Here is an 11,828-nt window from a genome sequence, read left to right on the forward strand (position 1 = left end):
TGGATGGCTAACGGGTGCTTTAGTGGAGTAAGATAATCTATGCTCCTTAGGAGTTCAAAGCAAAAAAATTAGCCCTCAATCGAGGGTCCAATAATATATAATAAGGGGGTCTATGAAAGGTCTTGTCCTTTCATACCTGTATCTTAACTCATTAAACTTAACTAATTATTAATAATATAACTATTCTTTTCGTTTGGTCCAGCCACCCAAGAAGGGAATTTTATCGCCATCAAAGACGGCCTCTATATCTCCAAAGTGAAAAAATTCTTCTTGATCGGGGTCATCATCTAAGACAGCCCAAAAACCTACTCTTTCGTCCTCTAATTGTGTTATATGGCCATGATAATAAATATCTTCTTCGTCCTCTTTAACTGTCCAAAAGCGAATTACAATCGTTACATAGTCACCTTTATGAAAAGGGAAATCTGTTAGTCCTGGCCCGTATATGCTACCGTCTTTGTACTTTACTTTCATTTGTGGCCCCTCCTATTTTCGATTCCAAGGCAACTTCCAATGTTCCCTTAGCACTTCCGGAAAACACTTTTTGCAATACCAATTACCATACTCGCCACCTGGAAGCTGCTGCATTTCCGTTTGGGGAAACCACTTTGCGCAGTAAGCGCACATTTGTTTTACTTCTGATTCTCCCAATGCTCCTCAATCTCCAATTCCTCTTCAATCATTCTTTTTAACTGTGTTTCATCCACATATTTAGGACCTTTAATTAAAACATTTAAAGCTTCTCGATAGGTATAGGCTGTTTTAAAGGATGGACAATCAGAAAGCTTTTCGTATTCATTGCTTTTCCATTCTTTTTTTAGTTCCTCATATTCAATATCAAACCAAACCCATAAACTGTTTATTGCGTGATCGTCTACTGTCATTATTTTGCCCCCTTGGCTTTTGCGTATATGGTTGAACGTGGTACGCCTGTTTGTTTAGAAATATCATTTACACTTAATCCATTTTTCTCCCGTTCTGCAAACAGCTTTAATGCCCTTTTGATTTCCTTTGTGTCCTGTCCTTTTCTTCCTAAGTGTTTCCCTTGTGCTTTCGCCCGTTCTCGCCCTTCTTTGGTCCGTTCATTGATGAGATCTCGCTCGAATTCAGCAATAGCCCCCAGCATGGTAAACATGAGCTTTCCAGCCGGAGTTGAAAAGTCGATCTGTTCCTTGATGAATACAACACCGATGTTTTTCTCTTGTAATTCATGAACAATATTATGTAAGTCTCTTGTTGATCTGGCCAAACGGTCAATCTTATAAACCACTAATTTGTCTCCTGCTCTTAAATACTCCATGGCTTTGTTCAGTTCGGGTCTGCCAGTGTTCTTACCACTTTTCTTTTCGTGAAAAATCTTAGTACATCCATACTTTTCTAATTGTTCAACTTGTAAGGAATAATCCTGATCTAAGGTACTTACCCTTGCGTATCCAACAAGTTCACTCAATTTTGATCATTCCCGTCTAAAAGATATATAACTTTCTGTACATTTATTATAGACTATCTTTTAGATGGAAAACAAGAAAGAAAAAAAGAAAAAAACTGATATTTTCGTAGTGTACAAAACTTACAACTTTTAGACTGACTCCTCGACGAAATTAAGAGACATAATCCAAATCGATTGAATATGAAAACTATTGTTAAACATGTATGGTATTCCATCTAATTATGCTACATTTGAAATATTAAGATATTAACGGAGGTAGTCATGCTTCAAATTATATCTGGTAAATTTTTTAGTGGTAATAGAGTTGTACATAATTACAATTCCAAAGGCATATTGTATTCAAATTATAGTTGGCATGGTCCAATCGAAACAGTTATTGCTACACTAGAGCCGGCTGATATTCACGGAAATGTTAAAGGCTATGTAATGAGCTACGTGAACAAGTTAGAAAGTGAAGAAAATACTAGCTTTTCTTTAGTTAAAACTGGAGATTCCGAGATTGTTCGTCAGTTTCAAGTGTTATGTACTTTTGGCTTGGGTGCGTATTTTGATCATGACAAAAATAGCGTCGAGTTAAACTGTCGTGAAAAATCGAGGGGGATGGGAGATGAATACATACCAACTCAACTTGTTAGTCGATTCTTTGATCGAGAGATAAGTGGAACCCCTGCTGAAATAGAATACTTTTCGAATTTTGTCCAAAAGGTAATTAACCTAAAAAGAGAAGACTACAAAAATATAATGACTTGTTTGAAAAATTTTTCAGACTCATTGGAAGTAATGAATTATAATATTGATTTAGCGTATACAATGCTTATTTACTCAATGGAAGCATTAAGCAAAAAATATAATGATTATACACCAGTATGGGACGATTATGATCAATCAGTAAGAAAAGAGCTAGAAACATACTTTTCTTCCCTAGATGCGACAAGTACTGAAGCAATTAAACATACTTTAGTGAAATCAAGTCATTTAAAATTACAGAAGAACTTTATTGATTTTATTTGCAACAATGTTTCAGATAGTTTCTTCGAAATAGAGTCCAACGATATAAATTCAGCATTAAAGAAATCTGATCTAAAAAGAGCATTAAAGAATGCCTATTTTTTAAGATCTGGTTACGTTCATGAATTAAAAACAATATTAAAGCAACTAAAAATCCCTAATATTGCAAAGGGAGATGTTTTCCGATGGCAAAAAGAACCCTATTTAACTTTTTCAGGGTTAATAAGGGTAATTCGGCATGTGGTTAATAATTTTATTTGGAAGTTAGATTATGTTGAATCAGAAGAATATGATTGGCGTAATGATTTGCCAGGTATGTTTTTTTTAGAGATGGATCCGAAGTTATGGGTTTGGAAGCATGAAGGATTTGAATTAGGACATGCAACTTTTAAATTCACCGGTTTTTTATCTCAGGTTGATGAAGCAATGATATCTCAAGAGCCATTAAACGATTTGAAGTTATTGTTAGAGAGGTTCGAAGAACAATTCCCGCAAGCAAAGAAAGAAGATAAAATAACAATGTTTTGTATGTATGTATTATATTGTTCAATGGTTAGCGAGGAATACAGACCATCCAATTGTGATTCCTTTATTGAAAAAAATCAAGATTTTTCTGAAGTTTGTTGTATTGAGACGATGGTGAGTTATTTACTATTAGATCAGGATTGGCCTTGGGATTTAAAATCGTGTATTAAAGCTTACGAGAACTACAATGTAAGGAGGTTCTCAAAGAACTCACTTAAGCTACCAAACACACAAGAGATTGGTGTACTGTGTCAAATAGGTAACCTAACTGGCACATCCGACTCAAGCTCTCGAATTTCTTGGTATTAGACTGCACTGCATGAAGCAGCAGGCAGGGATAAACTACAAAACTATATCAATCGCTCCATTAAAAGCAATTTAGAAATTGATATTAGTTTTATTTTAAAGGGCTGTAATTAGATTAGCTAATATACTTACTACATATCCCTAACCTTATCAAACTAAAAAGACCTCACTTTGAGGTCTTTTTGTTTGGGTATATTCGAAACATTGGATATTTGTTGCGAAATTACCTACGATTGTTCACTAATAACTAAAGGAATAGTAAATTGTAACTGCTAGACTAAAGTGAACAGTTTACGACAAATAATTTTGAACACTTATTTACTAAAATGATTCTCCATTTTATGATAGATTTTTATACTTAAAGGGACAAGAAATTCTTGGATAAGGGAACGACATTCAAAATAGTAAAAATAAACATCAGAGGCTTCCACTCCAGTTTACAAACTTCGAAAAAGCACCTACCTCTTTTCTGTTTTTACAAATTAATCCAATTCTATTGTATTCTTACATCCGTTCGCAAAAGCACACTTTTTCGAACAGGTATTTTTTGTTCAAAAATGGCCGATTTCAACGTTCGTAAAACTAAAAAAATAATTTACGGACGGTCACTGTTTTTATTATATTTTTACGAACGTTTTATAGTAGAATAAGAGAAATAAGAATTGAAGTGAGGGACAAGAGTGGAATGACATTACGAAAAACATCCAGGCCGACATTGTGGTACTGGATATGCCTTTATTGGATACCACTCAATTTAAAGATAGTCTTTGTATAAAACTCTCCTTTTTTGTGCAGCTGCTAGCTTCTTCAGAAGCCGAAAACGTTAATGTATCAACGATGTGTAAACGATAAAAAACGAACAAAAACCAAGCCCTTAAGTATCAAGGGATTGGCTTTTTCTGTTTCCTGAAATCATCATTATGTTAATTTGAATGTCAATGCGATATACAAGTTTCTAATATTTTGTTCAATAATTATGTATGACGCTTTCGTAGTAACTTTAATTGCCAAGGTAACCAAAAACCAAAAACAATAATGAATACAGGGATAGACCACAGAGTATGCCATCCTTTTAACTTCATATATCCTATTTGAACAAGCATCCATTCAGAAAAGAAGGACACGATCGTAAAAAGGGTAACATATATCCATTTCTTTTCTTGTTTAAAATAGTTAAGAAATATTGTAGCGTAACAGGAAGGGATGATACCCATACTTATCAAATCACCAATTCCTTCTTGCTTTGGGTCACGACCTAGATCAAATACATCTAAGTAATTTAACATAAGGAACACATCTATTACTATTGCTACATAGCCAGTCGTACCAAAGATAAAATAAATTTCTCTCCAACTTAATCGTTTCGGCATGAAAATTATATAAATCAAAGCGACAGTACCTAGAGTAATTGGAAACCATATACCTTTTGCTGACAAATCTAAGTTTTGTGTAATTCTTTCCATAATATGTCTCCTTTATTATTATAAAAAAACAGACATTAATATTTCGTTCTATCTATTGCTGATTGAATATGACCATAAAAGCTTAACATTATTACTTCGTTAAAGTTTGATTGAATGTTAATCAAGAATTCTAAAGAATGGAAAGCTTGGTAATGCACTGCTGCAAAGGACCCTTGCAAGTTGATCTATTTTCGTCATTTTATCTCCTTCTAAGTATTAGCTAGTTTATCATGATCCACTACTTTTGGAGGTTGTTCCATCCACCCATTATCGATCATTATGTTTGCAGCGTCTTCTATAAATTTTAGGACTTCACCTAAAATTCGGAGGTAATTGGTAGATAAATCACGTCTGGAACTTGTTGACAAACTTGTCCCGTAATATCCAATGGCGCCTGCGGCTAGTGCATTTACATGAAACATCATTAGTTTATCGGAAAAAGGGGAAACGGTTGAGTCTAATACTTGGTTATCCCAAGACACAGAAGCTGGAAGGGAATTTTCATTTAAAACGGAACTATAAATTTCAATATGCTTTGAAGCAATTTCTTTTCCTCTTGAGAAAAAGTTACCCACTTCTTTTGACTTTGCCACTTGACTGAAGCCAATGAATGTTGACATAGCTAACACATTTCTTTGAATATTAGCATAAAGATTCGTTACTTCTAACGTAGTATGTGATCTACGTTCTCCAAACCATCCAGCTAAAAAGTTTTGTTTTCGAATAAAATCGACTTTTTCAGGAGTCGTAACATATGGCGCTCGTATATAGAGACCTTTAGATAGTAAAACATTTCCTGTGTTTTTGAGAAGTTTCTTTGAACCATCAATACATTCTGAAAAATAATCAAATACATCAGAACGTGTTGATAATGTCAACGAGATGCTGTAAGCGTTTAACCCTATTGAACTCCATTGTTGTAGATAATAAAGAAAGTAAGAATCCGAAAATAATCGTGGAGCTGTAATATCAACATCTTCTTCTTTAAATCCATATGGAATGGGAAATTTCTCACCGTTAAAGATTAATGTAAGTTTTTTTATGTGTGCCTGTGCTAACTCCAATGCATATTCGACTACAGGACGAATCTCAGGATCCTCTGCTTTTTCCAAAAAGTATTTAAGTACACAAATGGATAGGCTATCATTCATGTAGGCAGACCACAGCTGTGAAATTTCAGCAGACGTTAGTTTAATGTAATTTTCACTATGCATAAGAGATTCTTCCTCCATTAACTTGAAATGAAATCCTCATGTTATCTTTCCTAATCATGTAAATAAATATTTATCGTATTATGAATTCGCATATGATGAGAGAAAAGTCTTGGCCACTTTTAAATTTAAAAAGGTTTATGATTTCATGGAAAAGTAAAAATGAATATTTCTTCATTTTAGTTTAATGATGACAACATCAAGCTAGTGATTAAACTAAGCATATAATATACATTATATTCATTTAAACTACCAAAATCATATGTTATACTCATCATATAATGTTTATTTTTGGCTCCATTTGGTATGAATTTTAAGTGGTTAAACTCAGCATATAAGTTAAGAGGTGAGAAGGATGCTAGAAGAATATATTGCTAGTCTTGAAAAACAGGATAAGTCCCCAAAAACCATTATTTCCTATCGGAATGATATACATATATTTTTAGATGAATTACATATTCAGCCTGATGATTTTGTGACGGCAACGGATGTAAGAAAGTGGATTAATAGTTTATTAAATCCACATGAAGGAAAGCCTTTGGCGATTACCACGATTAATCGCCGATTAAATTCTTTACGAAGTTTTTATTCATGGGCGCAAAAAAGTAGGAAGCTGCAGCATAATCCAATGGAGGGAATCCCTGATTTAAAATCTGCCGATGAAGATCAAGAAAAAATCATGTGGCTCACAGAAGAAGAATTTGAAGATCTTTTACATCGGGTGAGAAAGACACCGGTAAAAAGTAGAGGGGTGGATCCAGAAGAAAAGTACCGCCGCGATCGAGCCATTATCTATTTATTGACATACGTTGGTTTGAGGGTGGATGAACTATCAAATTTAAAGTTAACCGATCTTGACTTAGAGTTAAGACGTATTCGGATATTGGGGAAAGGTCGGAAGCTTCGGACGGTGCCCATGTCCAATACCTTGTGGCAGGAACTGTACGACTGGTTAATTTTTAGAGCAGGAATGTCAAACAAGAAACGTCATGTAGAAGAGTCGCCCTATGTGTTTTATAGCCAAAGGTCAGCCAAATTTACAGTTCGTGGGATCCAGTCGATGATTGAAAGTTATAGCTTGCCGAAGAAAAAATTAACGCCCCATATGTTTAGGCATACATTTTGTAAATGGATGTTAAAAGCAACGAATAATGACATTGAAAAAGTTCGGAGGTTGGCCGGCCATAGCAACATTTCAACTACAGCAAGGTATCTAAGAGATTCCTATAGTGACCTGGCGGATGCGGTGGAAGGTTTACCAAAATTTTAATTTTTTAAGAAAGTAGAAAAGTAAAATGGTATTTGTTATTTCGGGAGTATTTTGACGTGTTTCTTCTATTATAAAAGCTGTTTATTAATAAAAAAGCTTTCTTGTAGTAATATAGGGTTAAAAGGAGGATCAACCTGACTACAAAAGAAAATGCTAATAAAATCAACTTCCTGAAGAGTGGATTAAATTAGTAAAAGAAGCAATGAAATCAAATATAACGAAAGAGGATTTTAAGCAATTTTTGAAAGAGGAAAAAGAGAAAAGGGATAAAGGCTTAAGGTAATTGAATATCTAATGTTTTTTTATAACCTGGTATGCATTGCTGCTTTGTCTTACTCTGTCTATATTCCCATTTTTGGTCAGTACGGAGTATATATATTGTTATTCTCTTGTAGTTTTTTTTCTATTTCTTTAATATTCTTTGGTGTAACACGTTTACCGGAGTATTCTTTTAACACCGCGTTCACCTTTAGCTGCACATTTACTGTAAAAGGATCTCTGGCTGTAAGCCGCATTTTGTATTTTGAACGGATACTTTCCACTGCTGCCATTTCCCTGCCCATGGTCACTTTTAAGGTTCCTTGACTATATTTGTCCACGAGCAGCTTAAAATAGAACATTTTCTCAGCAGGAATGGTATCAACAACATGACCATACCGAAAAAAGCTGATTCCGCTTATTTCGATCTGCTCCTTCCCAATTTTTCTTAACTGTGGGAGATAAGGTGTTTTCCCTAATTGATTAAAATCAAATAAAAAACGCTGCAGGTTAGTTTTTGGCACATCTTTTGTTTTCATATTATGGCGGATGAGATTGGTTAAATATACGGCATTTCCTATTTTTCCATAATTGCCTCCAATTATATTCTTTGATTCACCCTCTGTTACAGCGAGGTAAAGGCCAGCACCAATGCTGGGATCCCGTTGAAACGAATCCATCAGTTCTAAAATTCCCTTTTTTTTCGCAAGCTGTTCACCAAAAAGGACCACTTTAAGGCTTCCCGTTACGAGTGGATCTGGTGATTGGCGCTGCACATCTCTTAAAAAGTCACTGCTTAGCGTAGAAGGGCCGTGAAGGTTTTGTTTTCCACAGCTTTATCTGGCAAATAGACCGGTACTAACGCCGTTCCGCGGATCTTACCACCAACATAATCAAAGGACTTCCCGTTTCGAGATTGACATCATCTAAGATCTTCTTTTGTACACATCCAGCAAGAACAACGGAAACGATGATAACGGGTATCATGATGTTCTTCATTTTTTCTTCACCTTTTTCACAATCAATATCAGAAAAAAGAGTAAAGGAACGTACCCATAATTCAAGAAAAAATCTATTTTCCCTATATAGTCGCTCAGGGTGTTAATTTGCTGCCGTGTCTTTAAAATATTAATGGTGATTAATATGACCATTGATAATAAAAGGACACCATATTTTTGCTTCAGGTTAATCACCCTTTTTACAATGCGGCTGGCACACCAAAGAGCAATACAAAAATTGGGGAGAATGATGATATTCCAATTGGCGATGCCAATGTATTCAAATCTCTCGACAAAAGGCATTTCCACTATTTTCCACATTGTCAAAGTTGCCCAGATATTCTTTTGCAGCTGTCCCTCTGAAAAATAGGCAAAGGTTGCAATGGTAAGAAGTGTATAGAGAAAAGTGGTTAAAAGAACACCCAGATGGGCCCATTTCTTTGATTTTTGCGGTTCTTTGATAAACGGATAAAGATACAATAGTACCCCATAGCCAGAATAGGTGAAGGACATTTGATAAGATGCCATAACCAGATCCTTTATCGAGTGGTCAAAGATTGGAAGTAAATTTCTGGTATCAGCATAGGGTATGGTAAATAAAAAAGTGAATATTAGATATGCCGGAAGAACGACTCCGAAAAATGCCACACCTGTTACCGTTCTAAACCCTCCGAAAATAATATAAATAGCCAAACCACAAAAAGCCAATGAATACCAAAAGGTACTAAGATCCTGAAACATCCAAGATTGAATGACTTCAATAAAAGTTCTTAGAGTTATGATAGCTGCAAGCAAAAAATGTAAAACAAATGGCAGGGACATGAGTTTGCCCAGTTTCTTTCCAAATACGAAAATATGAGCTGAAATAATATCCCCATCTGCCGTTTCTACGATTTTGTACATCATCCAAAGAATAATATGGGTGCTTAAACCGGCAATAATAACCGCTATCCATGCATCATATCCTGCGGTTTGGGCGATTACGCGCTGGAAGCCAAGGACCCCTATGCCAAACTGCATTGTGTGGACTATAAAAAAAACTAAAAAAGGCGATATTTTTACTTTTTCAGGCACTAATTGTTGTTCCATAGCCCTTCCTCCGCTTCCTATTCGTCAATATCTCTTTTTTTACTGGGAGTAAAACGAACAGGATGTTGTGTCCTTAAAGTTTGTGTCCGTTTGTATTGTTTGTTAAATGGGAGCCTGATTAGAGAATCCTTAAGGTCCGTCATTTTTGATGGATAGATCGGTTCTAAAAATGGCCTGTTAAGAGAAGTAAGTCTTATTAAGTTTGTCATTAAGAAAAAACAAAAAAAGATTCCAAGCAGCCCCATAATTCGGCAAAAAACAAAAATGGAAAGCGTAGTAAACGAATGGTGTTGCCCATTTTATAAACTGGCGTTGTAAAAGAGGCCAGTGTAGCAAGGGCCACAAAAATCAGGAGGACATTACTTGTCAGTCCTGATTCAATTTCCGATTACGATATCAATTGTCTAACCGACTTTGGTAGGAAGCCGTGCTCCTGCCTCTCTTAGTAATTCAATGGTTAACTCTAAAAAAAGCGCCGCCAAAATGGGAGGGAGTGGTATTTCCCGGCGGGAGGTAACCAAAGTGTTCATTAAATCCTTTGGTATCAGTTCGTAATGGTAGGATAAGGTCGCTACATATACAGGCGTTATTAAAATTGAAAAGGCAACGGCGAAAAGCCAGATCAGCAGGAAAAAAGAGGATACATCCAAATTAGGAAATAATCCTCGAAAGAACTGAAGAATTCAACCAGAGTTGTTGGGGTAATCAGGACTTGTGGACACCTATCAACGAATATGGCTATTTTCCCTTCTGTCAGAATGGCCTTGACCCTGTCCGGACGCTCCGTGTCCAGAAGCTGTGGAAAAGCGGAATTTTTATTATACGATATTTAATTGAACTATGTAGGAACTATCTGTAATGGCAATAAATTCAACACTTTTGATCCGTTCTCTAACGGTTTGAACATTCTCAGGATCGGTAATGCCATCAATGGCATAATGACCACATTCGTTTTGGAATGAGAGCCAACGGTTAATTCTTCAACAATCGTTCTTTAACGGGAAGCCTTTTGGGAAATAAGTTTTACATTTTGCTCAATTGATTCGACAAAAGCTTCCTTCGGACCGATTACGCTAAATTCAACCTCAGTCGTTGTAATGCCGCAAGTTCCTTTTAGGCAGCTAAAAACCCAAAATTCTTTTTGTCTGATTAAAGAGTTTACAGACCATATCATTAAATAATAAATGAAATAGAAAAACTGTTATTGGTTTGACGATTAATAAAAGAAACCTTTTTATAATCCTTTGATCGGTGAAGATATTGCTCCAGGGATTCTATTTCATCATTTTGTCCCAGTTTTTTTGCAAACCAGCCCTTCTTGGCGTCTCACCACCGTCTACCATTTTTTATTTATCGTTTCCTCCTTTGGGAGAATTATGAATCATGCTGCTGAAAAAAATATAAACTTGAATGGAAATAGATACTGTTTGGATTCCAGTAGATGTTTTTTTAGTATATTGAGTAAATAAAGGTTTGGCTGCTAAAAGCATATCATGCCCTCATATCCAATAAACGCAACATAGTTGACATTATGTTGAAAATTATTTTTAGAAAAAGTAGGCGAAATTAAGAAGGGGTATACAAAAAATGAGTGAGTTTTTGAAACTGCAGCGTGAAGGCTTTTATTTGGTTTTAAAATGGGGTAGCTTTTGATAAATCTGAATCTATTATTATGGAAGAGTTAAACATCTTTATCATCGTTATGATAAAATATATACTCTACAAATTCTTCAGCAATTTGATGTGGGATATTATCTACAATAAAAATTTGAAATTGACTGCCTAGCTCAATTAATCGGTAGTTGAAGGGGACAGTCCTATCCGGAAGAAAAGCGGAACCCGAAAACCCGCACGGTTACGGGCATGTATAAAATCCTGCATATTTCATTTTTTCGGAACACCATAGAAATGTTGATATAGTAGGGATGGTGGGGATATGTTAACTGTACATGTATAGAGAATACAAAAGTCTCTTATTAAACAAAAGACTTTTTTTACGTAACCTCTTCTCTGAACATCAACATACTAAAATAAACCTATTAAGTTTGGGGACAAGCACAAGCTGATTCTAATATCTTTCATATATTGGTATATATTTGTATTCATAAAAATTGAGGTGCATTTATTAATGCCTAAACATAAAGAACAAACAGGACCAACCGGACCACCAGGTAAGCCAGGACCACCAGGTAAGCCAGGTAAGCCAGGTAAGCCAGGGCCACCAGGAGCTACAGGACCAACAGGACCAAC

The 11,828-nt window shown here is 35.4% G+C and carries 12 protein-coding genes and 3 pseudogenes; 4 read left to right on the forward strand and 11 right to left on the reverse strand.

What is annotated here, in order from left to right; all coding sequences use genetic code 11:
• Nucleotides 1–180: 180 nt before the first annotated feature.
• The 3 genes from J7E63_RS14860 to J7E63_RS14870 all read right to left on the reverse strand — a co-directional run bounded on the left by J7E63_RS14860 (nt 181) and on the right by J7E63_RS14870 (nt 1,450).
• Nucleotides 181–474, reverse strand: a complete 294-nt coding sequence (locus J7E63_RS14860) for a hypothetical protein (protein WP_215013608.1) — start codon at nt 472–474, stop codon at nt 181–183.
• A 158-nt stretch (nt 475–632) separates the two neighbouring features.
• Nucleotides 633–884: a hypothetical protein gene (locus tag J7E63_RS14865; RefSeq protein WP_215013610.1), complete on the reverse strand. Its 252-nt coding sequence runs from the start codon at nt 882–884 to the stop codon at nt 633–635.
• Nucleotides 884–1,450 carry a recombinase family protein gene (locus tag J7E63_RS14870; protein WP_215013616.1) on the reverse strand — a complete coding sequence of 189 codons (567 nt, stop codon included), beginning with the start codon at nt 1,448–1,450 and terminating at the stop codon, nt 884–886. The genes J7E63_RS14865 and J7E63_RS14870 overlap by 1 nt, the downstream gene beginning before the upstream one ends.
• Nucleotides 1,451–1,711: 261 nt before the next feature.
• Here J7E63_RS14870 and J7E63_RS14875 point away from each other — a divergent pair, with 261 nt between their 5' ends.
• Nucleotides 1,712–3,292, forward strand: a complete 1,581-nt coding sequence (locus J7E63_RS14875; RefSeq protein ID WP_215013618.1) for a hypothetical protein — start codon at nt 1,712–1,714, stop codon at nt 3,290–3,292.
• A 672-nt stretch (nt 3,293–3,964) separates the two neighbouring features.
• Nucleotides 3,965–4,061, forward strand: a pseudogene (locus J7E63_RS30530) (recombinase family protein); the annotation flags it as partial.
• A gap of 202 nt (nt 4,062–4,263) precedes the next feature.
• Here J7E63_RS30530 and J7E63_RS14880 read toward each other — a convergent pair.
• Complete coding sequence (locus tag J7E63_RS14880) at nt 4,264–4,752, reverse strand: hypothetical protein (RefSeq protein WP_215013620.1); 489 nt, start codon at nt 4,750–4,752, stop codon at nt 4,264–4,266.
• Nucleotides 4,753–4,961: 209 nt separating this feature from the next.
• Nucleotides 4,962–5,966, reverse strand: a complete 1,005-nt coding sequence (locus tag J7E63_RS14885) for a DUF3231 family protein (RefSeq protein WP_215013622.1) — start codon at nt 5,964–5,966, stop codon at nt 4,962–4,964.
• A gap of 352 nt (nt 5,967–6,318) precedes the next feature.
• On the opposite strand from J7E63_RS14885, the gene J7E63_RS14890 reads away from it, so the two are divergent.
• Nucleotides 6,319–7,233, forward strand: a complete 915-nt coding sequence (locus J7E63_RS14890) for a tyrosine-type recombinase/integrase (protein WP_215013629.1) — start codon at nt 6,319–6,321, stop codon at nt 7,231–7,233.
• Nucleotides 7,234–7,414: 181 nt separating this feature from the next.
• Complete coding sequence (sinI, locus tag J7E63_RS14895; protein WP_214717487.1) at nt 7,415–7,516, forward strand: DNA-binding anti-repressor SinI; 102 nt, start codon at nt 7,415–7,417, stop codon at nt 7,514–7,516.
• Between the two features lie 76 nt (nt 7,517–7,592).
• Here the strand turns inward: sinI and J7E63_RS30735 are convergent, their stop codons facing one another.
• From J7E63_RS30735 to J7E63_RS14920, 6 genes and pseudogenes are all read right to left on the reverse strand, one after another.
• Nucleotides 7,593–7,934 carry a Ger(x)C family spore germination C-terminal domain-containing protein gene (locus J7E63_RS30735; RefSeq protein WP_483861486.1) on the reverse strand — a complete coding sequence of 114 codons (342 nt, stop codon included), beginning with the start codon at nt 7,932–7,934 and terminating at the stop codon, nt 7,593–7,595.
• A gap of 15 nt (nt 7,935–7,949) precedes the next feature.
• Nucleotides 7,950–8,273, reverse strand: a pseudogene (locus tag J7E63_RS30740) (Ger(x)C family spore germination protein); the annotation flags it as partial.
• 76 nt (nt 8,274–8,349) lie between these two features.
• Nucleotides 8,350–8,490: a hypothetical protein gene (locus tag J7E63_RS14905; protein ID WP_215013633.1), complete on the reverse strand. Its 141-nt coding sequence runs from the start codon at nt 8,488–8,490 to the stop codon at nt 8,350–8,352.
• Entirely contained in the window at nt 8,487–9,578 is a 1,092-nt protein-coding gene (locus tag J7E63_RS14910; RefSeq protein ID WP_215013635.1) for a GerAB/ArcD/ProY family transporter, read from the reverse strand. Before J7E63_RS14910 ends, J7E63_RS14905 begins: the two co-directional genes overlap by 4 nt.
• Nucleotides 9,579–9,595: 17 nt before the next feature.
• Nucleotides 9,596–10,677, reverse strand: a pseudogene (locus J7E63_RS14915) (spore germination protein); the annotation flags it as partial.
• Nucleotides 10,678–10,924: 247 nt separating this feature from the next.
• Nucleotides 10,925–11,068 (reverse strand): hypothetical protein, encoded by a 144-nt coding sequence (locus J7E63_RS14920; RefSeq protein WP_214717122.1) that lies wholly within the window; start codon nt 11,066–11,068, stop codon nt 10,925–10,927.
• Nucleotides 11,069–11,828 lie beyond the last annotated feature (760 nt).

The sequence above is a fragment of the Bacillus sp. ISL-75 genome, from assembly GCF_018613095.1.